The organism is Pseudarthrobacter chlorophenolicus (assembly GCF_000962805.1).
Taxonomy (GTDB): Bacteria; Actinomycetota; Actinomycetes; order Actinomycetales; family Micrococcaceae; genus Arthrobacter; species Arthrobacter chlorophenolicus_A.
This window is the reverse complement of record NZ_JZTW01000003.1, coordinates 114,393-136,568: the sequence shown is the minus strand read 5'-3', so window position 1 is coordinate 136,568 and position 22,176 is coordinate 114,393. Positions and strand designations below refer to the sequence as shown.

General features: G+C 67.8%; 25 protein-coding genes. 15 read left to right on the top strand and 10 right to left on the bottom strand.

The window, feature by feature from the left end; translation table 11 throughout:
• The first annotated feature begins 134 nt into the window (after window positions 1–134).
• The 5 genes from UC32_RS05275 (at window position 135) to UC32_RS05255 (ending at window position 2,964) form a co-directional block, all read left to right on the top strand.
• Window positions 135–599, top strand: coding sequence for a hypothetical protein (locus UC32_RS05275; protein ID WP_045730198.1), 465 nt, complete (start codon window positions 135–137; stop codon window positions 597–599).
• Entirely contained in the window at window positions 596–1,825 is a 1,230-nt protein-coding gene (locus UC32_RS05270; RefSeq protein WP_045730197.1) for an Nramp family divalent metal transporter, read from the top strand. Before UC32_RS05275 ends, UC32_RS05270 begins: the two co-directional genes overlap by 4 nt.
• Window positions 1,822–2,226, top strand: coding sequence for a hypothetical protein (locus tag UC32_RS05265; protein WP_045730196.1), 405 nt, complete (start codon window positions 1,822–1,824; stop codon window positions 2,224–2,226). Before UC32_RS05270 ends, UC32_RS05265 begins: the two co-directional genes overlap by 4 nt.
• Complete coding sequence (locus UC32_RS05260; protein WP_045730195.1) at window positions 2,213–2,563, top strand: PRC-barrel domain-containing protein; 351 nt, start codon at window positions 2,213–2,215, stop codon at window positions 2,561–2,563. The genes UC32_RS05265 and UC32_RS05260 overlap by 14 nt, the downstream gene beginning before the upstream one ends.
• A 197-nt stretch (window positions 2,564–2,760) precedes the next feature.
• Window positions 2,761–2,964: a cold-shock protein gene (locus tag UC32_RS05255; RefSeq protein ID WP_015936345.1), complete on the top strand. Its 204-nt coding sequence runs from the start codon at window positions 2,761–2,763 to the stop codon at window positions 2,962–2,964.
• Window positions 2,965–3,053: 89 nt separating this feature from the next.
• Here the strand turns inward: UC32_RS05255 and UC32_RS05250 are convergent, their stop codons facing one another.
• The 3 genes from UC32_RS05250 to UC32_RS05240 form a co-directional block, all read right to left on the bottom strand.
• A complete protein-coding gene (locus UC32_RS05250) occupies window positions 3,054–3,713 on the bottom strand; it encodes a hypothetical protein (protein ID WP_045730194.1) in 660 nt (219 codons plus the stop codon).
• Window positions 3,710–4,312: an RNA polymerase sigma factor gene (locus UC32_RS05245; RefSeq protein ID WP_045730193.1), complete on the bottom strand. Its 603-nt coding sequence runs from the start codon at window positions 4,310–4,312 to the stop codon at window positions 3,710–3,712. The genes UC32_RS05250 and UC32_RS05245 overlap by 4 nt, the downstream gene beginning before the upstream one ends.
• Window positions 4,313–4,420: 108 nt before the next feature.
• Window positions 4,421–6,223 carry an SARP family transcriptional regulator gene (locus tag UC32_RS05240; protein ID WP_082071945.1) on the bottom strand — a complete coding sequence of 601 codons (1,803 nt, stop codon included), beginning with the start codon at window positions 6,221–6,223 and terminating at the stop codon, window positions 4,421–4,423.
• Window positions 6,224–6,338: 115 nt separating this feature from the next.
• Between UC32_RS05240 and UC32_RS20745 the strand changes: the two genes are divergently transcribed.
• Window positions 6,339–6,500 (top strand): hypothetical protein, encoded by a 162-nt coding sequence (locus UC32_RS20745; protein ID WP_200896320.1) that lies wholly within the window; start codon window positions 6,339–6,341, stop codon window positions 6,498–6,500.
• Window positions 6,501–6,692: 192 nt separating this feature from the next.
• On the opposite strand, the gene UC32_RS05235 is transcribed toward UC32_RS20745, so the two are convergent.
• Together UC32_RS05235 and UC32_RS05230 are read right to left on the bottom strand one after the other, a co-directional pair.
• Window positions 6,693–7,190: a hypothetical protein gene (locus tag UC32_RS05235; protein ID WP_152642562.1), complete on the bottom strand. Its 498-nt coding sequence runs from the start codon at window positions 7,188–7,190 to the stop codon at window positions 6,693–6,695.
• Between the two features lie 4 nt (window positions 7,191–7,194).
• Window positions 7,195–7,929 (bottom strand): FadR/GntR family transcriptional regulator, encoded by a 735-nt coding sequence (locus UC32_RS05230; RefSeq protein WP_082071922.1) that lies wholly within the window; start codon window positions 7,927–7,929, stop codon window positions 7,195–7,197.
• A 190-nt stretch (window positions 7,930–8,119) separates the two neighbouring features.
• On the opposite strand from UC32_RS05230, the gene UC32_RS05225 reads away from it, so the two are divergent.
• From UC32_RS05225 to UC32_RS05215, 3 genes are all read left to right on the top strand, one after another.
• Window positions 8,120–8,665 (top strand): gluconokinase, encoded by a 546-nt coding sequence (locus tag UC32_RS05225; protein WP_045730190.1) that lies wholly within the window; start codon window positions 8,120–8,122, stop codon window positions 8,663–8,665.
• Window positions 8,666–8,710: 45 nt separating this feature from the next.
• Window positions 8,711–10,114 carry a GntP family permease gene (locus tag UC32_RS05220; protein ID WP_045730189.1) on the top strand — a complete coding sequence of 468 codons (1,404 nt, stop codon included), beginning with the start codon at window positions 8,711–8,713 and terminating at the stop codon, window positions 10,112–10,114.
• Window positions 10,115–10,242: 128 nt separating this feature from the next.
• Complete coding sequence (locus UC32_RS05215) at window positions 10,243–11,064, top strand: SDR family NAD(P)-dependent oxidoreductase (protein ID WP_045730188.1); 822 nt, start codon at window positions 10,243–10,245, stop codon at window positions 11,062–11,064.
• Here UC32_RS05215 and UC32_RS05210 read toward each other — a convergent pair whose 3' ends face one another.
• Window positions 11,065–11,862 carry a hypothetical protein gene (locus UC32_RS05210; RefSeq protein WP_045730187.1) on the bottom strand — a complete coding sequence of 266 codons (798 nt, stop codon included), beginning with the start codon at window positions 11,860–11,862 and terminating at the stop codon, window positions 11,065–11,067. It lies immediately after the preceding gene.
• A 120-nt stretch (window positions 11,863–11,982) separates the two neighbouring features.
• Window positions 11,983–13,389, bottom strand: coding sequence for an aminotransferase-like domain-containing protein (locus tag UC32_RS05205; protein ID WP_045730186.1), 1,407 nt, complete (start codon window positions 13,387–13,389; stop codon window positions 11,983–11,985).
• Between UC32_RS05205 and UC32_RS05200 the strand changes: the two genes are divergently transcribed.
• Both UC32_RS05200 and UC32_RS05195 read left to right on the top strand, forming a co-directional pair.
• Window positions 13,388–14,341: a DMT family transporter gene (locus UC32_RS05200; protein WP_045730185.1), complete on the top strand. Its 954-nt coding sequence runs from the start codon at window positions 13,388–13,390 to the stop codon at window positions 14,339–14,341. The two genes, UC32_RS05205 and UC32_RS05200, sit on opposite strands and share 2 nt — an antisense overlap.
• 32 nt (window positions 14,342–14,373) lie before the next feature.
• Window positions 14,374–15,012: an FMN-binding negative transcriptional regulator gene (locus UC32_RS05195; RefSeq protein ID WP_045730184.1), complete on the top strand. Its 639-nt coding sequence runs from the start codon at window positions 14,374–14,376 to the stop codon at window positions 15,010–15,012.
• Here UC32_RS05195 and rlmC read toward each other — a convergent pair.
• On the bottom strand, window positions 15,009–16,136 hold the full coding sequence (gene rlmC / locus UC32_RS05190; protein WP_045730183.1) for a 23S rRNA (uracil(747)-C(5))-methyltransferase RlmC: 1,128 nt from the start codon (window positions 16,134–16,136) through the stop codon (window positions 15,009–15,011). The genes UC32_RS05195 and rlmC overlap by 4 nt on opposite strands.
• A gap of 389 nt (window positions 16,137–16,525) precedes the next feature.
• On the opposite strand from rlmC, the gene UC32_RS05185 reads away from it, so the two are divergent.
• Both UC32_RS05185 and UC32_RS05180 read left to right on the top strand, forming a co-directional pair.
• Complete coding sequence (locus UC32_RS05185) at window positions 16,526–17,959, top strand: amino acid permease (RefSeq protein ID WP_045730182.1); 1,434 nt, start codon at window positions 16,526–16,528, stop codon at window positions 17,957–17,959.
• Window positions 17,960–18,145: 186 nt separating this feature from the next.
• Complete coding sequence (locus UC32_RS05180) at window positions 18,146–18,907, top strand: IclR family transcriptional regulator (protein ID WP_045730287.1); 762 nt, start codon at window positions 18,146–18,148, stop codon at window positions 18,905–18,907.
• Here the strand turns inward: UC32_RS05180 and UC32_RS05175 are convergent.
• A complete protein-coding gene (locus tag UC32_RS05175; protein WP_045730181.1) occupies window positions 18,904–19,671 on the bottom strand; it encodes an IclR family transcriptional regulator in 768 nt (255 codons plus the stop codon). The genes UC32_RS05180 and UC32_RS05175 overlap by 4 nt on opposite strands.
• Before the next feature lie 90 nt (window positions 19,672–19,761).
• Between UC32_RS05175 and mmuM the strand changes: the two genes are divergently transcribed.
• Entirely contained in the window at window positions 19,762–20,706 is a 945-nt protein-coding gene (gene mmuM, locus UC32_RS05170; RefSeq protein ID WP_045730286.1) for a homocysteine S-methyltransferase, read from the top strand.
• Window positions 20,707–20,819: 113 nt separating this feature from the next.
• Here the strand turns inward: mmuM and UC32_RS05165 are convergent, their stop codons facing one another.
• The gene (locus UC32_RS05165; protein ID WP_045730180.1) at window positions 20,820–21,371 is read right to left on the bottom strand and encodes a dihydrofolate reductase family protein; all 552 of its coding nucleotides are present in this window, start codon (window positions 21,369–21,371) and stop codon (window positions 20,820–20,822) included.
• A gap of 236 nt (window positions 21,372–21,607) precedes the next feature.
• Between UC32_RS05165 and UC32_RS20915 the strand changes: the two genes are divergently transcribed.
• Window positions 21,608–22,171, top strand: a complete 564-nt coding sequence (locus tag UC32_RS20915) for a hypothetical protein (protein WP_235423593.1) — start codon at window positions 21,608–21,610, stop codon at window positions 22,169–22,171.
• Window positions 22,172–22,176: the final 5 nt, after the last annotated feature.

Here is a 22,176-nt window from a genome sequence, read left to right as displayed (position 1 = left end):
CCGCGTCCGCCGAAAAAATGCGCCTGAGCAGGTCAAATATCCGGCAGCGGTGCTATACCTAACCTAAGGCAACTAATTTTGATGCGGTCCGGGGGAGCTGCGGTGACCCGGGATGCCGGGGTTGGGAGGCGAGGGTGCCGGATACGCCAGCCACCGCCCCGCGCCAGGTCCTGATCCTTGGTTTCGCCTCGCTCGCCATCGTCCTTGCAGGCTGCAGCGGGGGCGTCAGCGAATCCGTGGCCACCGCCGCGCAGGACAGTTCGTCCGCCGTCGCCACCGCCCGGATTGCCCTCCGCCAGGACATGGACGGCAAACTGACCCGCGCCGCCACATCAACCACCCTGGACGATGCCCTCAAGGAAGTGGACACCAGCCGCAGCACCGTCCTGAAACTTTCTGCTGCCACCCGGGAGGACCGGGATATCCAGCGGCAGGCACTCGAGGTGCTGGAGCGGTGTGCCGCCGGCCTCACGGCTGCACGCGCCGCGGTGGCGGCGGACGACGGCGGCACCGCACCGTCCACCGCCGACGCGGACCGGGCGCTTGCGGCCGCAGAGGACGCCCTGCAGCAGCTCGAGGACAAGGTGGCCGGCAAGTGAAGCGGATCCTCGGCGTCGCGCTCGGCATCCTCACCGCAATCGGCGGCTTCGTGGACATCGGGGACCTGGTGACCAACGCCGTCGTGGGCTCCCGCTTTGGCCTGTCCCTGGTGTGGGTGGTGGCCGTGGGTGTGGTGGGAATCTGCCTGTTCGCCAACATGTCCGGGCGGGTGGCCGCAGCGTCCGGCCGGGCCACCTTCGAGGTGATCCGTGAACGGCTCGGGCCGCGGGCGGGGCTTGCCAACCTCTCGGCGTCCTTCCTCATCAACCTCATGACCGTCACCGCGGAAATCGGCGGCGTGGCCCTGGCGCTGCAGCTGGCCAGCAGCGTCCACTACCTGCTCTGGATTCCCGTGGCCGCCGTGGCGGTGTGGCTGGTGATCTGGCGGGTGAAGTTCTCCATCATGGAAAACGTCACGGGCCTGCTGGGGCTGACGCTGATCGTATTCGCGGTGGCACTGTTCCTGCTCAAGCCGGACTGGGGTGTCCTCGCCGGGCAGGCCCTGGCGCCCGCCGTCCCCGCGGAAGAAACGGCGCCCACCTATTGGTATTACGCCATTGCCCTCTTCGGTGCGGCCATGACCCCGTACGAGGTGTTCTTCTTCTCCTCCGGCGCCGTGGAGGAAGGCTGGACGGTCAAGGACCTGGTCCAGTCACGCATCAATGTCCTGGTGGGCTTCCCGCTGGGAGGCCTGCTGTCCGTAGCGATCGCCGGGTGCGCCGCCGTCGTCCTTCTTCCGGCAGGTATCTCCGTCACCTCGCTGTCCCAGGTGATCCTGCCAGTGGCCGAAGGCGCCGGAAAGCTCGGCCTGGCCTTCGTTCTGGTGGGCGTGGTGGCGGCAACGTTTGGCGCCGCCCTGGAAACCACGCTCTCCAGCGGCTACACCCTGGCGCAGTTCTTCGGCTGGTCCTGGGGCAAATTCCGCCGTCCCGTCCAGGCCGCCCGGTTCCACCTGTCCATGATCATCTGCCTGCTGGTGGGCATCGGGGTGCTGGCCACCGGCGTGGACCCGGTGCTCGTCACCGAATACTCCGTGGTGTTTTCCGCCATTGCCCTGCCGCTGACCTACCTGCCCATCCTCATCGTCTCCAACGACCCGCAGTACATGGGCAAACACGTCAACGGGCGGGCAGTGAATGTCCTCGCCCTGGCCTACCTGGTGGTCATCCTGGTGGCCTCCGTGGCGGCCATACCCCTGATGATCGTGACGGGAGCAGGAGCATGACCTCACCGGAGCTGGTTCCCCTGCTGCCCGTCCAGGGTCGGATCCTCGATGCGCAGCTGCACCTGCTGGACCGGCAGGTCCTGGACCACGACGGCGTCCCGGTCACCACCGTGGACGACCTCGAGCTGAGCGGGCCTGCTTTGGGCGAGGAGATTCCGCAGGGCACCCCGGCTCCGGTGCTCGACGCCCTGCTGACCGGTCCCGTTCTGGGCACGCGCATCTTTGGCGGCAGGCCGCCGTCGTCACGGCTGATCCGGATCCACTGGAAGGATGTAGCGGATGTCGGCGTGGTGGTGAGACTCGGCGTCGGCGGAGAGGGACTCGACGCAAGCTGGGTGGAGCGGTGGGTGCGTGACAAGATCATCGCCCGGATCCCGGGAGGCCGCCATGATCCTCGGTGACCTGCTGGGGCTTCCGGTCCTGGACTCCGACGGCGGCCGGCTGGGAAAGGCAGCCGATATCCGGTTCGTGCTGGACGGCGCCCCGCACCAGCTGATGTCCGACGCGAGGATGCTGGGGATTGTGGTGAGCCCGCACAGTGCGGCCTCGTTCCTGGGCTACGAACGGACCAACCTCACGCAGCCCTGGCCGCTGGCCCACCTGTTGCGGTGGCGGCACCGGGGTTCCTTCCTGGTGCTGTGGGAAGACATCGCCTTGATACGGAAGGACGCAGTAAAGCTCAGGCCAGGTTTCACCCGCTACAGTCCTGCGCTGGAGGACCTTGGCCGTGGGCGTTAGGAGGCGCTGGGGCCTTGGTGCGGATGCCCTGGAAACTCCTGTAGTGTGGTACGTGTTGTTGTGTTTATGCAGTTGGTAGTTCAGGCAGTACGCGCGGTCGAAAGTCCGTGTTCTTCTGAAGTAGCGGTTTTTGAACACCCCACGCCGGAGGGCCCGAAAGTCGGGACGTTCCCTCCACCTTCACGAAGGACAAAATAATGGCTACTGGTACCGTCAAATGGTTTAACGCTGAAAAGGGCTTCGGCTTCATCTCCCCGGACGACTCCTCGCAGGACGTTTTCGCGCACTACTCCGCGATCAACTCCTCCGGCTTCCGCTCCCTCGAAGAGAACCAGAAGGTTTCCTTCGACACCGAGCAGGGCCCCAAGGGTCCCCAGGCCACCAACATCCAGGCTCTCTAATTTCCTAGAGTTCCGGGACCGTTAGGTTTCTTACAAGCAGGGCTTGCCTCCGGGCAGGCCCTGCTTGCGTTTAACCCGCCTGTGCCAACTCAGGCTCCGGAGTCCAGAGTCGGAATGCCCAGCTGGGCGCAGACACTGTGCGGCCCCGGGATGATGGCCACGGCGTTGTCCACCACGCAGGCTGTCAGTTCCGGCACGAAATGGCCCGGGCCGAAGTTGTTGGGCATGGCCGTTGCAGGGTTCCCCTGCGCATCGGTAACCCCGGTCTCCAGGTCCTGCGGGGGACGGGCCGCGGGGCCTTCGAAGTCCGGCGGAATCAGGTCATCCGTGGCGCCGCCCGGGTTCATCAGACCCTGGTCCCAATGGAACGCACAGACCGCCACAGGATCCTCAATCTGCTTTTTCCCGGCTTGGGGATCCGGGTCGGGGTTCGCCGAGTCAAAGCCCTCATCCATGGCTCCGGACAACAGGTACGGCCCCAGAGTGCTGCCAAAACCGTTCCCGGACGGATACTCGCGGGTGAGGTCGGCGCGGTAGTAGCAGCGGATGTCCCGTTTGTCCTCCACCGGGGCGAACGCAACGTAGGCCACGGCCGCCGTCGAGCCCGCCAAGGCGATCCCCGCGAAGGTCAGGGCTGCGGGGCGGCGCCACCACGGCGCACGACGACGGCTGGCTCCGGCTTCGCGGACCAGTGCCGCGCGGACAGCGTTCCGGGTGTCCGCGGGGTACTCGATGTCGGAAAAATTCATGACTGCCTCGACTCTTCATGGTTCTCCAGCGCCTGACGCCCCAGGGCGGTGGGGGCTGCGGCCTGGAGCTTGCTCTTTGCGCGGTTGACCCGGGATTTGATGGTTCCGACACGGACCTGGAGGGCGTCTGCCGCCTCCTGGTAGGAACAGCCGTGAACGGCACACAGCCAGAGGGCGTCCCGCTCTCCGTCGGTCAGGCTGGTGGCCGCCGCCAGCAGCTCCCGGACCTGCTCTTCGGCATCAAGCCGCTCCGCCGTCGCCGTCGAATGGTCCGGTTCTGCAGGGGAGTGGGGAAGTTTTGCCAGGAACTGGTCATAGCGCCGGCGGGACCGGGACCGGTTGCGCATCGCGTTGGTGGCAACGCCCAGCAGCCAGGGAAGCAGGGAATCCCGCTCAAGTACCAGGTTCCGGCGTTTCCCCCAGGCCTCCAGGAATGTCACCGAGACCAGATCCTCCGCGTCCTGCCAAGAGCCGGTGCGGCTCAAGCAGTAGCGGAAGACGGCATCAGCGTACCTGTCGAATAATTGCCCCAACGCCTCCGGATCGTCACCCGCACACCGGCTCCACAGCACCTCATCTGGTTCCCCCAACCGTTCCATACCTCATAGTGTCCGCAGGCCCACGGAAAGTTCCCGGCAGGAACGAACCACGACGGGAGGATTGTGCAGCAAAGGTTATCTGGCCTCCGCTCGGGCACTCCGGCAGCATCAACGCCGGTGCCGCTCCGCCAGGAAAGCCGTCAGCGCGGGGTTGTCGATTTCCCTTGCCAGCCAGGGGACTGATTCCGCTGCGGCTTCGTCACCGAGCAGGGCGCGGTGGGACTGGCCGCGCACCACGAACTCCCTCATCCCGCTGCGGCTTGCCAGCTCGCCCAGCCGCTCCACGAAACCGGCGGCCCGTGGTGACTTGATGCTGATGGCCACCTCCGCGGCTGTGTCCAGCAGCCTGGCCGAGTACCACAGGTACCAGGGCTTCGGCTCAAGGCCTCGGTCAATCCAGTGTTCCGCAGCGGCGAGGTCGCCGTGCTTCGCGAACAGCCGCGCCTCGGCCCCGGCAGCGAGCGCCATGTAGCAGTGGTCGCCGGCCAGTTCCGCCATTACCCAGGACCTGTCGATAAACGCTGCCGCTTCCTCCATCTGCCCGGCTGCCAGGTACGTTTCGCCGCGCACCCCCGCCACGAACGGCTCAAACGCCGTCCAGTGTTCCTCGGCGATCCAGGCGAGCGCCCGGTCCAGGACGGCCCCGGCCAGGTCCAGCTCGCCACGCAGCAGGTGCACCCGTCCCAGCAGGGCCGCACTGAACGCCTGTTGCCGGCGGTTCCCGATGCCGGAAGCCAGTTGTCCGGACTCGGTCAGCGCAGCGACGGCCGCATCGTAGCGTGCCGTGTCCGAGGCAAGCATGCCCTGGATAGCCAGGATCCGCGCCCGTTCATCGGTAAAGCCGTCCGCCACCTGCATCGCCTTGTCCAACCATCCTGCGGCCCGGTCCGGAACGCCCCGCTGCACGGACAAGTAGCCCAGCTCGCGGTAGGCTGCAGCCGCGGTCCGGGAGGCGCCGTCGGGCCCTTCCGCCTGAAGCGCCCTGTGCAGGAGGTCCGCGACCTCGGCACCGCGGCCGCCGGCCTGGTGGATCAGCGCCCCGGACAGTGTCACCAGCGACTCGGCCACCAAATGGCTGTTGCCCGTGTGTTGCGCCAAGCTGACGGCAAGCCGCAGCTGCTCAAGCCCCCGGTCCACGGAGCCGGCCCACAGCGAAGCGCCGCCCGCATCCAGGTAGGACCGCACGGTTGCCGCCGTGGCCGGTGTGCCCGGATCAGGTTCCGGATCCGCGTCGAATAAGGCACGGCGGACCTCCGATGGCAGCGGCAGCCCCAGTTCCTGCCGGTACAGGTTGCCGCACTCGACGGCGTGCGCGCGGGCTTTGCGGTATTCGCCCGCCGCAATGAGGGCCTTCACCAGGACGGCGTTGCAGTCTGCATGGAAGGGGTCCCGCTCCAAAGCCAGGGTTGCCAGTTCGGCGGCATCGCCGGCGGCACCCGATGCCAGGGCCGCGAGGGCGGCCTCATACAGCAGCGACTGGATCACGTTGTCCAGGCGGTAGCGCTGGTCCGCCAGCCAGGAATCGAAAACCGGGGAATCCGCGAAGGCCAGGCCCTCCAGCAACTGTCCGGTGAAGCGGCGCGGGTCTGTGCCGGGACCGGTGGCGGGGTCCATCGCGTCCAGAGCATCGCAGCGCCAGGGCGGCAGCAGGTCCAGCCGCAGTGGATCGCCTGCTACGGTGACGCCGTCAAGGGCCCGCCGCAGCTCGGACAGGTTCCAGCGCAAGGCCCCCAGCGGGTCCGCGGCATCCGGAAACAGGAGGGACGCGGTGCGGGACCGGCCCGTGGCATCGGTCTGCAACGCAAGGTAGGCCAGCAACGCCCAGGCCTTACGGCCCCGGGGCTGCGGGGGAGTGGTGCCGGGGGACTCGATCGCGGGCGGACCGAGGAGCCGAATCCAGTTCTCGGCCATAGGGCTCATGGTACGCCGCGGGGTTGGCGGCGTCAGCGGCTTTCACACGGTTGCTCACACGCCCGCAGAACACACTGAAATCGCCCCAACCGCACACTCACCAGAAAGCACCACCATGGAACTGCTCGGCCTCCTGCTTTTCGTTCTTTGGGTCCTCATCGCAACCATCTGCACCATCCTGGCTGACGGCCGTGGACACACCCCGGACATCCGTTCGGGAGCTCCGTGGTCGGCAGGGAACCTGCCCAGCGAGCCCTACGCATCCTTCCGGATGTAGGTCATCAGGGCGCAGGCACAGGACGTACGACGGCGAGGCCGGGCTTGGTTGCCTGGCCCCGCCGTCGGCTTATGACCCCCGCACGCATAACCGGTCCTTACCCACATAACCGGTGCTGGCCGTCAACGGTTATGCAGGGCACGGCCGGTTATGCAACGAGGGACAAGGGTGACTCTCGGGCGGAAATGGAACTCAGGGGACCCGCAACTCGAGGGGCGGGGTGCTCATGGGTCCGCCGCACTGCTCCGAACCGCCCACCCGTTTCCACGCCAGGTCGAACTTCTGCTCTGCCAGAACCGTTCCGTCCGCCGCGAGCGCGCTGATGGTGGCTCTCGGGGGAGCGTTCATCCCCATCATGAAATTCCAGGTGTCACCCTCCCTGGTGACCGTGAACAGCGGATAGGGCTCAGACTCCGGCGCGGGCTCGGGTGTTCCAGTAGTCGGATCGAACGTGGGGACCACGCTCCGCAGGGGGAGGGGATCGGCCGGGGTGGGAGCAGGCCGGGAGCACCGGTCCTTCTCGTCGCACAACCGAACCTCGCTGACGGCGTCCGGGTTCCCCTCAACAGTCACGGTGAGCGAATTGGTCCACCCGATGGCCGTGCAGGCGTAGGTCATGCAGCCGGTCAGCGGCAGTAACCCCGCAAAGGCCATGGCGAGTGTTCCCAGGATCCCCCAACCCGTTTTCATGAACTCAGCGTAGCCCCATTGCCTCGCGGACCTCATCGAGGATATGGTGCATGGCGCGTTCTGCGGTAGCGGTATCGCCGCCGGCCACCGCAGCCGCCACATCCTCATGCGCCTGCAGTGCTTCATTGCGGGGCTTGAACGGCATCAGGCCCTGCTGGGTCCGGCTGGTCAGGACCTCTGCCACCATGCCCTCCAGCGCCCGGAACATTTCGTTGCCGCAGCTGCGCAGCAGGAGCTGGTGGAATTCGATGTCCGCCGCCAGGAAGTTCTGCAGGTCACCGGCCTCGCCCAGCCGCCGGAGATCGCGGGCAAGGGCCAGGAGTTGGGCACGTTCGTCGGCACTGGCCCGCCGCGCTGCTCCGGCCGCGGCGATGGGCTCGACGGCGATGCGCAACTCGGTCAGGCTGCTGTACTGGACGTCGCGGCGATCCGAGGCGAGGCGCCAGCGGACCAGTTTGGGATCGAAGACGTTCCAGTGTTCGCGTTCCTGCACCACGATTCCCACCCGGCGCCGCGAGTACACCAGGTTCATGGACTCCAGGACCTTCATAGTGTCCCGGGCAACGGTCCGCGAAATCCTGTACTCCTGCTGCAGCCCCTCCAACGTGAGCCGGCTGCCCGGCGGAAGCTGGCCGGAGGCCACGGCTACGCCAACCGCCTCCAAAACGCGCTCATGCATCGCCCCGGACGTGCCGCCGTCGTGCGCGTCATCCGTCTCTTCCACTGTCGCCGTTGACATGTTTTCCGCCTCTCTCCGCGCCGCAGCGCACCTCCAGAATACCGGCAGAAAGCGCAAAGGTATGACTTGTGACACTGAAAGATAGTATTTATCGGTTTGAAAGGTGATACCTTATGGCGTAGCCCACGCAAACCGGGCACCGCAGGAAGCTTCTTCGAAAGCCAACGACGTCTTCTCCGGAGGTACAAACATGCAGTATCCACCCACGCACCTCGTGGTTATGGGCGTTGCCGGGTCCGGCAAATCGACCCTCGCCGCAGCACTGTCCACCAGGCTGGGCTGGGCCTGCGCCGAGGCGGACGAGTTCCACCCGGCCGCCAATATCGCCAAGATGAGCCAGGGCATTCCCCTCCAGGACGACGACCGCTGGCCCTGGCTTGCCGAAATCCGGGACTGGATGACGGCCAAATCCCGGGACGGCCTGAGCACCGTCCTCACGTGCTCCGCCTTGAAGCAGAGCTACCGCCGGCTCCTGTCCGAAGCCGGCGGACGGGTGATCTTCCTGCACCTCGACGGCGGCGCGGACCTGATCGGCCAGCGCATGCAGGGCCGCGAAGGCCACTTCATGCCGCCGACATTGCTGCCCAGCCAGCTGGCCACGCTGGAGCCCCTGAGCCAGGAAGAGCTCGACGCCGGCAGCCTCCGCCTCGACATCTCGCGCTCACCGGAGGAACTGGTCGCCGCCGTCGTGCAGGCCCTTGGCCTTGATGCGGACCCGGCGCCCCGGGCTTCCTAAGCACCCTCGAATCCCCAACCAGAAGTACTGTTTCAAAGGAGAACCATGACCATCGAAGGATGGACCCAGACGCTGGGAGCAGGCCCCCTGCTGCTCATCGCCGCAGCCGCGATCCTCGCCCTGCTGTTCCTGATCATCAGGCTGCGCGTGCACGCCCTGATCGCCCTGATCCTCGTCAGCCTGGCCACGGCCTTCGCCACCGGCATCCCCGCCAACAAGGTGGTTCCGGTCCTCATTGACGGGTTCGGCACCACGCTGGGAACGGTAGCGCTTCTGGTGGGCCTCGGCGCGATGCTGGGACGCATCGTCGAAACCAGCGGCGGCGCCAAGGTCCTGGCCGACTACCTGATCGGCATCTTCGGCGAAAAGCGTGCTCCGTTCGCGCTGGGCCTCGCCTCCCTGATCTTCGGCTTCCCCATCTTCTTCGACGCCGGCCTCGTCGTCATGCTGCCGGTCGTGTTCGCAGTGGCCCACCGCCTGGGTGGTGGAGTGCTCCGCTATGGCCTGCCCGCAGCGGGTGCGTTCTCCGTGATGCACATCTTCCTGCCGCCGCACCCGGGCCCGGTCTCCGCGGCTGCGTTCTTCGATGCGAACATCGGCCTGGTGACCATCGCCGGGCTCGTCGTCGCCATCCCCACCTGGTACGTCACCACCTACCTGTACGGCCTGTACACCGGCAAGAAGCTGGTCCTGCCGGTGCCGGAAATCCTGGGCCATGCCTCCGCCGAAGCCGAGTCCCACCCGCCGCGCTTCCGCACCATCATCGGCCTGCTGCTCCTGCCGCTGGCCCTGATCTTCATCAACACCGGCCTGAACACCCTGGCCTCCTCCGGCGTACTGGCCGAGGGCACCAAGGACCAGCAGTGGTTCCAGATCCTGCGCACCCTCGGCGAGACGCCGGTGGCACTGCTGATCGCCGTACTGGTGGCCCTGTTCGTCCTGGGCGCCAAGCGCGGAAAGGATGCCGGCGCCCTGGAGAAGCTGCTCGAGTCCTCGCTGGGCCCGGTCTGCTCGGTCATCCTGATCACCGGCGCCGGCGGCATGTTCGGCGGCGTCCTGCGCACCTCCGGCATCGGCAAGGCCCTGGCCGACGTCCTGGGCGGCCTCGGCATTCCGCTGATCCTGGCCGGATTCCTGATCTCCGCCATCCTCCGCATCGCGCAGGGTTCGGCCACCGTTGCACTCACCACCACGGCGGGCTTGATCGCCCCGGCCGTTGCTGCCGGTGGACTGAACGGCATGCAGGTGGCCGCAATGGTCATCGCCGTTGCCGCCGGTTCAGTGGTGGTCTCGCACGTGAACGACTCCGGCTTCTGGCTGGTGGGCCGCTTCTTCGGCATGGACGTCAACACCACGCTCAAGACCTGGACCGTGATGGAAACCCTGATCGGTGTCATGGGCTTCGGTATCGCCGCGGTCATATTCCTGGTGGCCGGGCTGGCGGGTTAGCGTCCCAACCAAGTAGCGGCGGGGCGGCGGGTGGGAACACCTGCCGCCCCGCCGTCGTTGTTCCCCCTATGTGCGCCCGTCCGATCCACCAAGATGAGGGCGCAGCCGCTCCGAGCAAAGGACACCCCTTGACCCAACGCACCATCGTGATCACCGGCGCCAGCGACGGCATCGGCGCAGCAGCCGCCCGGACCCTGGCCAAGGGAGGCGACCGGGTTGTAGTCGTGGGGCGTTCCGCCGAGAAGACCCGGGCACTGGCCAAGGAGATCAATGCCGACTACTTCGTCACCGACTTTGCCGACCTCGCGCAGGTCCGTACGCTCGCGGCGCAGCTGAAGTCCGACTACCCGCGCATCGACGTCCTGGCTAACAACGCCGGCGGCATCATGGGCAAGCGCGCCCTGACGGTGGACGGCAACGAAGCGACGTTCCAGATCAACCACCTGGCACCGTTTCTGCTCACCACGCTGCTGCTGGACACCCTTTCGGCCAGCAATGCCAAGGTCATCAACACCTCCAGCGCCGCCAACGGCTTCGGCAAGCTGGACCTCTTCGACCTCACCGCCGAGCACAGCTACTCCGTCAACCGCGCCTACGGCACCGGCAAGCTCGCCAACATCCTCTTCACCTCCGAGCTGCACCGCCGCTTCCACGAGCGCGGAATTACGACGGCGGCATTCCACCCCGGCGTGGTCCGCACCAACTTCGCGGCGGAGTCGGCGAGTCCCTGGCGGCACGCGTACAAGTCCATCCTGAACCGCTTCATGCTCACCCCGGACCAGGGCGCCGACACCATGCTGTGGCTCATCAACGGCATCGCCGGCACCGACTGGATCTCCGGCGCCTACTACGCGAAGCGTGCCCTGGCCAAGGCCAACAAGCAGGCCTACGACGCCGTCCTGGCCCGCGAACTGTGGGACAAGAGCGAAGAACTGGTGAAGCCCGCCTGACTACTCGCAGCCGAAACCGTCGCCGTCCCGGTCCAGACCGTAAATATCGCTGCCGATAACCTGTACCGGCCCCCGTACGTAGGCGGGACCGTTGCCGCTTCCGCCGGCGCAGTCGACGTCCGAAGCGATAGGCACGCATCCTGAATAGTTAGGGTCACAACCGGTTCCGGCCGGAGGAGCGACGGGAACGGCTCTAGGTGCTGGCGCTGCTGCCGCCCTTGCAGCGGCATCGGCCGCAGCCTGTGCTGCGGCGTCTTGTGCGGCCTTGGCGTCTGCGGCTTGGCGCGCCGCTTCCCGCGCGGCAGCATCGGCTGCCGCTTTGTCCGCTGCTGCCTTATCGGCAGCTGCTTTGTCTGCCGCGGCTTTGTCCGCAGCTGCCTTGTCCGCAGCTGCCTTGTCCGCGGCAGCCTTGGCCGCAGCATCGGCCGCTAGTTTCTCCTTCACATTCCGCGACTTGGAGGCCTCAAGCCACACAACGGCACCGGCCTCGTCCTTTGTGCAGATATACGTGGTGCCGCCGGCGGACTTCTGGCTGTCTACGCTCCCGCACGACGTTCCGGAGATGGGCGTGGCGCTTGGTGTGGGAGAGGCCGCAGCCGTGCTGGTGGGTTCGTCTGCCGTGGCCGCGCTGAGCGAGGCGGGGGATCCGCCGCAGCCGGTCAGGAGGAGCACGACGGCGGCCGCGGCCGCCGCGGCAACACCGCTCTTGGTGCCGTGCCCCCGGGCGCTGCGGCCGGGACCCGTCTCGGCCTTCGGGTCTTCGGCGCGCGACCGATAGGTGTGCTTCCGTGTATTCATTTGTGCCCCCATTGACGTGTGCCGGATGCGAAGTGCACGGCCAGCGTAGCCACGGCGCAAGGAGTAAAACTGGCCTTGCGCCAACCTTGATGAATTCCTTGGGGAATCCTGCCTGGCGGCTCAGCTTTGACGGGCCAGCGCCTCGCCGATCACCTTCGCTCCTTGGGGGTACGCCGCCGGGTTCGGGCCGGAGTAGTTGAGCCGGACGAACGGGCCGGCAGGTTCGGCCGGGAACCATTCGGTTCCGGCGGCGATGATGACCCCGTTGTCCTCGCAGTCGCGGGTAAGCCGGGGCAGGTCCGTGCCGTCGGGCATCCGCAGCCACAGGTTCAGGCCGCCCTTGGGGAGCAGTTCAATGTGGGCGGCGGGCACATGCTCCCTGATGCTGGTCACCAGCAGGTCCCGGCGGGACTGCAGTTGCTGCCGCAGGCTGCGCAGGTGCGTTTGCCAGCCCGGCTGGGTCACCACATCCAGGGCCGCGGCCTGCAGCAGCCCGCTGACGTACATCGACTCCGCTGCCCGGTGCGCCAGGATCCGTTCCCGGGCCGGACCCCGCGCAACAACAGCGGCGATCCGCACCGACGTGGACACGCTCTTGGTCAGGGACCGGATGTAGATGACATGCCCGGAATCGTCCTGCGTGGCCAGCGGCACCGGCGTTGAGGTGATGCCAAAATCATGGGCCCAGTCATCCTCGATGACGAACGCCCCGGCAGCGCGCGCCACCTCCAGGACCTCGCCGCCCCGCCCGGGAGCCCACTGGGCGCCGCTGGGGTTCGCGAAGTTGGGCTGGGCGTAAAACGCCCGCGCCCCGGTCTCCTCGAACGCCCGGGCCAGCTCCACCGGGTCCGGCCCGTCCGGCCCGCTGGGTACCGGCACCACCCGGACGCCCGTCTGGGCGGCGGCCAGGATGGCCCCCCAATATGTGGGTGACTCCATCAGCAGAGGCTGCCCTGCACCCACCAGCGCCCGGAAGATCGAGCTGAGTCCGCTTTGGCTTCCCGGCAGCACGATCACGTCGCTCGGCGTAGGGGGAGTGATGCCCACCGGCGTCGCCGCTCCCAGCTCCTGGGCGAACCACTGCTGCAGCTCCGGCATCCCGGCTGCCGGCGGGCGCGATAGCGCGGCGTCGCCCCGCGCTGCCCGTGACAGTGCGGCACGCACCAGGCGTTCCGGCAGCAGTTCACGGTCCGGGTAGCCCGAGTGCAGCCAGATCGCGTCGTTGGGCACCGTGCGCATGGTGGACGACGACGGCAGCACGGCCGACGGCGACCCCAGCGCAGCGGTTTGCCAGCCATAGTCCGCGGGGCGCGCCGTCCGGACGGCCCGCACGAAGGTTCCCACGCCGGGACGGCTTTCGATCAGCCCCTGCGCCGTCAGTGCCTGCAGCGCCTTCTGCACCGTCACCGGGCTGGCCTGGTGTTCCGCCACCAGTGAGCGCGTGGACGGCAGTTTCGCTCCCGGCGCGGCAGCGGTAATCCACTTTCTGAGTGCCAGGACGATCCGCGAACTGCTATCGTTGTTCATGAAAGAACATAGTAGCGCTACTGTCCTATCGGAGCCAGCGATACTGCCGGCCCCGCACAGCGGCAGCGCCTCCAGTGGGAGGTCCGCCGGCATCTGGTGGGGACTCCTCGGCGTCGCGGCCTTCTCCTTCACGGTCCCGTTGACCCGGATGGCGGTGGCGGGACTGTCCCCGCTGTTCATCGGTTCCGGCCGCGCCGTCGCTGCAGGAGTCCTCGCAGCCGCAGCCCTTACGCTCACGCGGCAGCGGCTTCCGCAACCACGCACCTGGGCGCGGCTCGCGGTGGTGGCCGGGGGCGTCGTCGTCGGCTTCCCCCTGCTGACGTCCTACGCACTCACTGCCGTGCCGGCCGGGCACGGTGCCGTGGTGATCGCCCTCCTGCCCGCCGCCACAGCTACGGCCGCCATCCTGCGGACCCGGGAGCGTCCCCGGCCGGCCTTCTGGGCCGTCATGGCGCTCGGCTCGTTGGCCGCCGTAGCTTTCGCGGTCCTGCAATCGGGCGGGATCGGCCACCTGCACTGGGCGGACCTCCTGCTGCTCGGCGCGGTGGTGTGCGCCGCCGCCGGGTACGCCGAGGGAGGCCTGCTGGCCCGCGAACTGGGCTCCTGGCAGACCATTGCCTGGGCGCTGGTCCTTGCGTTCCCGCCCATGCTGGCACTGGCCATGTTCGATCTCGCCAGCCGGCCGCCATCGGCCACGCCCGTCCAGTGGGCGGCGTTTGCCTACCTTGCAGTGGTCAGCATGTTCCTTGGCTTCTTCGCCTGGTACCGCGGCCTGGCCATCGGCCCCATGGCGCAGGTCAGCCAGATCCAGCTCCTGCAGCCCGTGCTGAGCATCTGCTGGGCGGCACTCCTGCTCGGAGAAGCGGTCACCTGGACCACGGCGATTGGCGGCCTCGCTGTCATTCTCTGTGCCGGCGCCGCCGTCCGCGTCCGGCTCAAGCCCAGCTCCTGACTGCCCTGTAAACCACCCGAAAGGACATCCCCATGTACATTCCCGCCCACTTCGCCGCCGGGCCCGACGCCGTCCGGCACCTGCTCACCACCCCGGGCGCGGCCAACCTCATCACCATGACCGACGGCGGCCTGCTGGCCACGCTCCTGCCCTTCGTCTACGAGCCGGACGCGGGAGAACACGGCGCACTGCACGCGCACGTCGCCCGGAACAACCCGCAGGCCTCCGCCCCGGTGACTGGTGAAGCGCTGGCCATCATCCAGGGCCCGGATGCCTACATTTCGCCGTCCTGGTACGCGTCCAAAGCCGAGCATGGCCGCGTGGTGCCCACCTGGAACTACAGCACCGCGCACGTGTACGGCCAACTGGTGGTCCATGACGACGCCGGCTGGCTGGCATGGCACGTCCGGCGCCTGACGGACCGGCACGAGGGGGAGCGGGAGCACCCGTGGAGCGTTGACGACGCTCCCGAGAAGTTCATTGCCGGGCAGCTGCGCGCCATCGTGGGCGTTGAACTGCTGATCACCCGGATCGAGGCGAAGGAGAAGCTGAGCCAGAACCGGTCCGCAGCCGACGCCTCCGGCGTGGTGGCCGGACTGCGGTCCAGCGGGCAGGAAGCCAGCGCGGCCGCCGTCGAACGCGTCTTGGCCCAGCGGGCGCCGGAAAGCTAGCCGGCCCGCTCCAGCAGGACCATCACTTCGTAGTGCGTGGTCTGCGGGAACATGTCGAGGACCCGTGCCCGCCGTGCCGTGAAGGAGGGCAGGGCGGCCAGGTCCCGGGCCAGGGACTGGGCGTTGCAGCTGGAGTACACCACGTGCCGGACGTTGGAGGATTCCAGCCAACCGCACAGCTCCTTGCCGATGCCCCGGCGCGGCGGGTTCACGATGACCAGCTCCGGCGCCTGCTCGGCTGCCAAGGCGAAGGCGGTGGCGTCCCCGGCCTCGAACTCCATGCCCTGCAGCCCTGCTTCATCGCGGCTGAGCCGGGCCGAGACGATGGCCTCGCTGCTGGTTTCGATGCCGGTCACCGTGCGGTACGGATCGGCGACGTGCAGGGCAAACCCGCCCACGCCGCAGTACAGATCCCACACCGACGCCGGCGCCAATTCGCTGACCCATTCGCGACCCTGCCGGTACAGTGCCGCCGCCATGTCGCTGTTGGTCTGGAAGAAGCTCTGCGGACGCAGGTGCAGGTTGATGTCGTTCACCCGCATGTTCAGCGTCGACTGCTCCGTCAGCAGGATCTCCCGGTCGCCCTCCAGCACCGCCTTGTGCTCGGGGTGCAGGTTGATGGACACCACCTTCACCTGGGGCAGGGCCTCCAGCAGGTCCGGAAGGTGCTTCCTGATGCGGGGCACCAGCTGCTCCGAACGGAGCACCAGGCGCAGCATGATCTCGCCGTCCGGGGATTCGGTGACGATCAGGTGCTTGAGTTCGCCGCTCCGGTTGGGCACGTCATAGGGCGTCAGGCGGTTCCTGCGGATGAAGCCGGCAACCACGGGAAAGACGGCGCGGAGGCCGGGGGAGCAGACGCCGCATTTGCGCAGGTCAATGCCGTGGCCATCGGCGTCGAGGATGCCGATGGTGGGGTTTCGGGCCGTCCCGCTGATCACCATTTTGGCCTTGTTGCGGAACGCGGACTCCTGGCTGGCGACCGGTTCCAGCCACTCCAGCGAGGTGTGGCCAGCGAGGAGGGTCTGGCAGTGGGCCTGCTTGCCGGACAGCTGTTCGCCGTAGGGCGTGCCCATGAGGGTGCAGGAGCGGCAGCGGGCGGCATCAAAGTAGGAACAGCGCATGGCCCTCCAATTTTACCTGTTGCCTTTGGGGAAGCCCGACGCCGGCACCTGGGGGAGTGCCGGCGTCGTACCTCCGCGGGACGGGCGCCGCCGCCGTCCCTGTGTGGAGCCGCCACCGTCCCGGGGCACATTGGGGCCGCTCCCGGGCGCTGAGCCTGTGCTGCCCGGCGTGTCCGTGTCAGTGTGCCCCGGCAGCGGCGCGTGCTGGCTGCCGGCCAAGGCCCAGCAAGTAACAGCGTGCAATATAAGCAAACCTTCATGCCTTTAATGACCGTAAATTCGGCGGCCGTGCTACTTTCGGCTCTGTCGGCGCTCACTTCTTCGATCCCCGGGACCAACGCGACGTCCCCGCGCCGCCGCCACCTGCACCGATCACACTGGAGACACCTGTGGAACCCTCATCACCTACGCTCGATACCCGGCCGGACCCGGCGCAGCCGGTCACCTCCGGACTCCGCCGCTCCATGGGGCCGCGGCACCTGGTGATGATCGCCATGGGCGGCGTCATCGGCTCCGGCCTGTTCCTCAGCTCCGGCTACACCATCTCCCAGGCAGGCCCGCTGGGCGCAGTGATCGCCTACCTCGTGGGCGCCTTCATGGTGTACCTGGTCATGGCGTGCCTGGGTGAACTGGCCATCGCGTACCCGGTGTCCGGGGCATTCCATATCTACGCGGCCCGCTCCATCGGACCCGCCACCGGCTTTGCCACCGCCTGGCTGTACTGGCTCTGCTGGGCCGTGGCCATCGGCTCCGAGTTCACGGCGTCCGGCCTGCTCATGCAGCGGTGGTTCCCGGGGGTGGAGGTGTGGGTGTGGTGCCTGGTGTTTGCGGCCATCCTCTTCGGCTTCAACGCAGTGTCCGCCCGGTTCTTCGGCGAGTCCGAGTTCTGGTTCGCCATCATCAAGGTGGCCGCCATCATCGGACTGATCGTCCTGGGCGGCGCGACGCTGTTCGGCTTCCGACCGCTCGGTGGCGGCGGCGAACACCCGTTCCTGTTCGAAAACTTCGCTACCGAATCAGGCCTGTTCCCCAACGGCTTCACCGGAGTCCTGGTCACCGTGCTGGCCGTCTTCTACGCCTTCTCCGGCTCCGAGCTGATCGGCGTGGCCGCCGGCGAAACCAAGGACCCGGCCACGGCCATCCCCAAGGCCATGCGCACCACAGTCGTCCGCCTCCTGATCTTCTTCGTCGGCGCCATCGCGGTCATCGCCGCCACTATCCCCTACACGGAGGTGGGGCTGGATGAGAGCCCGTTCGTCACCGTCTTCTCCGCCATCGGCATCCCGTTCGCGGCCGACATCATGAACTTCGTCATCATCACCGCGCTCCTGTCTGCCGGCAACAGCGGCCTCTTCTCCTGCGCCCGCATGCTCTACTCGCTCGCCGACGAAGGCCACGCACCGCGCGCCCTCAAGAAGCTGACCCGCCGCGGCATCCCCCTGGCCGCGCTGTCACTGAGCATGGTGGGCGGCCTGGCGTCCCTGATCAGCAGCGTGGTGGCACCCGAGACCGTTTACCTGGTCCTCGTGTCAGTGGCCGGTTTCGCGGTGGTGGGCGTCTGGATGTCTATCACTGCCTCCCACTTCTTCCACCGCCGCGCCTTCATCCGGGACGGCGGTGATACCTCCACCCTCTCCTACAAGGCACCGCTGTTCCCACTGGTCCCTATCCTGGCCTTCACCCTGTGCGTCGTTTCGCTGATCGGCATCGCGCTGGATCCTGCTCAGGCACCCGCCCTGTACTTCGGCGTTCCGTTCGTGGCCGCCTGCTACCTCTACTTCCATCTTCGGCACGGCCGCGCCGCGGTTCGGCCGCAGCGCTGAGCGGGGAACGGACGACGACGGCAGTCCGGCAGGCGCGCCCGGCACCTTCGCCGGCGCGCGCCGTCGTCGTCCGCGTCCTGGGTGCCGTGGTTTCCTGCGGTGACCATGGGGCCGCCCGGCCGGGTGTTGCGCCGCTACGGCCGTGGAAGAATGGAGCCCGTGACCGGTGGGAGGGGTAAGGGAAGCGTGGACTCATCCGCCGAGGCGTCGTCGATGGCGCAAGGGCTCCGGATTGTGCGGCTGGTGGTGGACCGGGAGAAGTCCGGGCGGCCCCTCCTGGGCGTTTCCCAGCTCGCCGCGGCATTGTCAATGGACCAAAGCAGGGTCTCGCGGCTGGCCCAGGAACTCTGCCACCTTGGACTGCTCGAACGCCCCGAACGTGGGCCGTTCCGCGCCGGGCCCGAATACTTCACCCTGGCAGCCTCCCTCAACACAGGCTGGGTACTGGCTGCCCGGACCGAACTCGAATCCCTGGTTTCTTCGCTGGGCCTGCGGGCCAGGCTCTCCGTCCGTGACGGCCACCGGGCCATCCTGCTCCGCAACTCCAGCAATGACGCCGTCCCCGGCAGCTTCGTCAAGCCGGGCATGGTCAGCCCCGTCTGGTGCACCGGTGCAGGCCGGGCGCTGCTGTGGGACCTGGACCGGCCGGCGCTGGAAGGCCTGCTGGAGGGCGTGAACTTCATTGGCATCGGCGGTCCGGGCGCGGCGCACACCATTGATGCGGTGTGGGAGCTGATGGTCCGGGACCGCCAGGCCGGGGTGGTTGCCGCCGTCGAGGAATTCGAACATGACGTTGTTGAGCTGGCCGTGCCCGTGCGGGACGGGTCAGGAGCAGTGCGGGCCTCGCTGAGTTTGCTCGGCGGGCCAGGCCTGGCGGAGCACCGGGACGCGGTGCATGCCCTGGCAGCGTCCGCCAGCCGGCTCAGCGGCACGGCAGCGCCCCGCTAATCCTTCGGTTTGTACCCCAGGCTGGACTCAAGCCACCGTCCCTGCCGGAGCAGCGCTGCGGCGCAGGCCTCCCGGCGGGGTTCCAGCCGGTCCCTGATCCCCACGATCTGGAGGGCTGCCACCACTTCGCCCTTGAAATCGCGCACGGGGACGGCCAGGGAGTACAGCCCCGGTTCCGCTTCCTGGTCCACTATCGAATAACCCCGCGTGCGTGCAGCCCCCAGCCTGGCCAGGAACTCTTCCACACTGTGCGGCGTGTTGGGGCCGTGCCGGACAAAGTCGACGCCCGCGAAGACGGTGCGGACCTCCGCATCGGAGGACTCCCACAGCACTGCCTGCCCGGCGTCGCTGCAGTACGCGGGGTAAGGCCGGCCCAGCCAGGAACCCACCAGGTTGCTGCTGCCCGGAACGCTTTCGCCGATGGTCACGGTGCTGTTCCCCTGGAGGACGCCCAGGAAGCAGGCTTCATCCGTATCGGTGGCCAGGGCGTCCAACGCAATGGCTCCGTCAGATTCCAGCCGGCGTGTGGCCAGTTGCTGGGCATCGGTGAAGAACTCCCAGTCCAATGCATAAGCGCGTTGGGCGGTGCGGGCCAGGAAGCCCTCCTGCTCCGCGCTGCGAAGGTACCGCGAGACCTGGCTGCGGTCCTTGCCCAGGCCGGTGGCGATGTGGGCCACGGTGCCGCCCGGGTGTTCAGCGGCGTGGCGGGAGCCTACGGCCAGCAGGGCCATGATGCCGCGGCCCATGCTGGAGGATTTAGCCATGGCTTCGAGTGTAGTTGGGGTGGGGTTGCCGCCGGTTCACTGCGTCGTAACACCCGGCATGCGCATATCTGAATGCGTATAGTGACCATCATGCCTGCCATCCCCATGCTGTCCGCCCTGCTCGAAGCCGGGGAAACCCTGACCTCCGACGGCGCACTGGCCACGGAACTCGAGGCGCGCGGCTGCAACCTGGACGATTCCCTGTGGTCGGCCAAGGTCCTGCTGGAACAACCGGACCTGATCCGGGACGTGCACCGGGACTACTTCGCGGCCGGCGCCCGGATCGCCACCACCGCAAGCTACCAGGCGACGCCGCAGGGATTCGCCGGCCGCGGAATGACGGAGCAGGAGGCCCTGGACCTCGTGGCCCTGTCCGTGCGGCTGGCCGACGAAGCGCGGCGTGACCACCTGGCCAAGCACCCGGAGTCCGGGCCCCTGTTCATCGCAGGATCCGTGGGGCCTTACGGCGCCTACCTGGCGGACGGCTCGGAGTACCGCGGTGACTACGCCCTGACGCCCGCCGAATTCCGGACCTTCCACCGTCCCCGCGTCGAAGCCCTGGCCAGGGCCGGCGCCGACGTCCTGGCCTGCGAAACCCTCCCATCCTTCGCCGAAGCCCGGGCCCTCGCGGAACTGACCCGGGACTTCGGCGTCGAAGCCTGGTTCTCCTTCTCCCTCCGCGACGCCGGTCACATCAGTGACGGCACGCCCCTGGCCGCCGTCGCGGACCTGCTGGATGGCGAGTCGCACGTGGCCGCCGTCGGGGTTAACTGCGTCCCCCTGGCGCTGGTGGCCCCCGCGCTCACCGCCCTCCGCGGCGGCACCGGCAAACCGCTGGTGGCCTACCCGAATTCCGGGGAGTCCTACGATGCGGGCACCAAGACCTGGGATGCAGCCCCCACTAGCGCCACGGCTCCCGCAGCGCTGGCGGACGGCGTCCCTGCCTGGCAGGCCCTCGGCGCCCGGATCATCGGCGGCTGCTGCAGGACCACGCCGGCCGACATCTCCGCCCTCGCGGGGCACATCAACCGCTGATCCCGGCGCAGACCGGCCACATTCCGGCGTGTCCGTGTCAAGGTGCAGCAGGATGGCGGCCTCCCGTGCCTTGGGAGGCCGGCGCCCGGCCGGGGCCCGGCGGCGCGGGACGCTTAGTCCCCGCGGAGCCCGTAGGTGGTGAGGACGTTGCCCTTGCTGGTGCGCTTCTCATCCAGCAGGACCAGCCGGGTGAGGGGATCGCCGTCCTCGAACAGCCGCCTTCCGCTGCCGGCCACCACGGGGTGGGTCATGAGCTGCAGCGAATCCAGCAGCCCCGCGAAGAGAAGCTGCCGGGTCACGGAGATACTGCCGCACACGGCAATCTCTCCGCCGTCGCCCTCCTTGAGTTTCGCCACGAACTCCTCCAGGGGCGCGTCCATGAGCCGGGAGTTCTGCCACTCCAGGGGCTCGCTCAGCGTCCTGGACGCCACAAACTTTTGCACCGGATTGATGAACGCGGCGAAGTCCTGGTCCGCGGAGGCATTGGGCCAGTAGGACGCCCACTCCTCGTAGCTTTTCCGGCCCAGCACCACCGTGTCCACGGTGTTGATCATGGTGGTGAGCCCCTCGCCGAGCTCAGCGTCGAAGCTGTCGAACTGGAACTTGAACGGATCCGAAACCACTCCGTCAATGGAGTGGAACAATCCTGCCGTTACTTTGCGCATGCGGGTCCTCCCGGGTTCGTTGGGTCAAGGAACAACCTATGCGCGGCGGCGCGTGGGCGGAAGGCCAAATACCGCCATGGCACGTCGGATTGCCGCCAAAAACGGGGACGACGGCGGCGCTCCAGTTATGTTCATCACTCGCCGTGGCGTCTTGCCGGGTTTCGGCGGAATCGGGCCCCATACTTAGGGTGATGCGGCCACTTTCCGCAGCCCCGGCCAGGCAAGGAGGAAGTGCATTGGAAACCCTTAAGAGGATCGTCCGGAACCAGTACTTTCCCGCCGGAGCGGTGCTCGCGGCGGTCATCCTCTTCTGGCTGGTGGGCATCCTGGGCGGGCTGTCCCTCCTGCACAACAACCAGCCGCCGCTGACCACCCTCACCTGGATGCTCTTCGTATACACCGCCGCGGTGCTGACGCCGCTGGCGGGCCTGCTGGCCGCCGTGGACCTCATCCGCCGCTGGCGCCGCAACCGCGCCGCCGCGGCAAGCCCCGCCGATGCGTTCGTTCCGGCTGAGAACGCCGTGAATGCAGATGGCGTCATCGAGTACGCCGTTGACGAAGAGTCAGCTGACCAAGCCAACGTTGCCCCGGCCTCGCAGTCCGTTACCCGGGAATCCAGCGCCGCGGAACCGGCCGCCGGATCATCCGCCCAGGACTCTGCATCGTACGACCACACCCAGTCCACCGCACCAGAGTCCCGTGAGCAGCAGGGCCGGCTGGCCACTCCGCCGCGGCCGGCAGGCCAGCCCCTGGGTTCGGGAAAGAAGCCCAAGCAGCCCGGCGGCAGGCAGGCGGCCTAGCAGCC

Excerpts from the sequence above, each read along its gene's own strand:
- UC32_RS05250 (WP_045730194.1), bottom strand. The coding sequence starts at position 3,713 with ATGAATTTTTCCGACATCGAGTACCCCGCGGACACCCGGAACGCTGTC.
- UC32_RS05260 (WP_045730195.1), top strand. The coding sequence starts at position 2,213 with ATGATCCTCGGTGACCTGCTGGGGCTTCCGGTCCTGGACTCCGACGGC.
- UC32_RS05175 (WP_045730181.1), bottom strand. The coding sequence starts at position 19,671 with ATGGCTAAATCCTCCAGCATGGGCCGCGGCATCATGGCCCTGCTGGCC.
- UC32_RS05245 (WP_045730193.1), bottom strand. The coding sequence starts at position 4,312 with ATGGAACGGTTGGGGGAACCAGATGAGGTGCTGTGGAGCCGGTGTGCG.
- UC32_RS05165 (WP_045730180.1), bottom strand. The coding sequence starts at position 21,371 with ATGCGCAAAGTAACGGCAGGATTGTTCCACTCCATTGACGGAGTGGTT.
- UC32_RS05205 (WP_045730186.1), bottom strand. The coding sequence starts at position 13,389 with ATGAACAACGATAGCAGTTCGCGGATCGTCCTGGCACTCAGAAAGTGG.
- UC32_RS20745 (WP_200896320.1), top strand. The coding sequence starts at position 6,339 with ATGGAACTGCTCGGCCTCCTGCTTTTCGTTCTTTGGGTCCTCATCGCA.
- UC32_RS05255 (WP_015936345.1), top strand. The coding sequence starts at position 2,761 with ATGGCTACTGGTACCGTCAAATGGTTTAACGCTGAAAAGGGCTTCGGC.
- UC32_RS05210 (WP_045730187.1), bottom strand. The coding sequence starts at position 11,862 with ATGAATACACGGAAGCACACCTATCGGTCGCGCGCCGAAGACCCGAAG.
- mmuM (WP_045730286.1), top strand. The coding sequence starts at position 19,762 with ATGCCTGCCATCCCCATGCTGTCCGCCCTGCTCGAAGCCGGGGAAACC.
- UC32_RS05195 (WP_045730184.1), top strand. The coding sequence starts at position 14,374 with ATGTACATTCCCGCCCACTTCGCCGCCGGGCCCGACGCCGTCCGGCAC.
- UC32_RS05200 (WP_045730185.1), top strand. The coding sequence starts at position 13,388 with ATGAAAGAACATAGTAGCGCTACTGTCCTATCGGAGCCAGCGATACTG.
- UC32_RS05225 (WP_045730190.1), top strand. The coding sequence starts at position 8,120 with ATGCAGTATCCACCCACGCACCTCGTGGTTATGGGCGTTGCCGGGTCC.
- UC32_RS05265 (WP_045730196.1), top strand. The coding sequence starts at position 1,822 with ATGACCTCACCGGAGCTGGTTCCCCTGCTGCCCGTCCAGGGTCGGATC.
- rlmC (WP_045730183.1), bottom strand. The coding sequence starts at position 16,136 with ATGCGCTGTTCCTACTTTGATGCCGCCCGCTGCCGCTCCTGCACCCTC.
- UC32_RS05240 (WP_082071945.1), bottom strand. The coding sequence starts at position 6,223 with ATGGCCGAGAACTGGATTCGGCTCCTCGGTCCGCCCGCGATCGAGTCC.
- UC32_RS05220 (WP_045730189.1), top strand. The coding sequence starts at position 8,711 with ATGACCATCGAAGGATGGACCCAGACGCTGGGAGCAGGCCCCCTGCTG.
- UC32_RS05230 (WP_082071922.1), bottom strand. The coding sequence starts at position 7,929 with ATGTCAACGGCGACAGTGGAAGAGACGGATGACGCGCACGACGGCGGC.
- UC32_RS05235 (WP_152642562.1), bottom strand. The coding sequence starts at position 7,190 with ATGAAAACGGGTTGGGGGATCCTGGGAACACTCGCCATGGCCTTTGCG.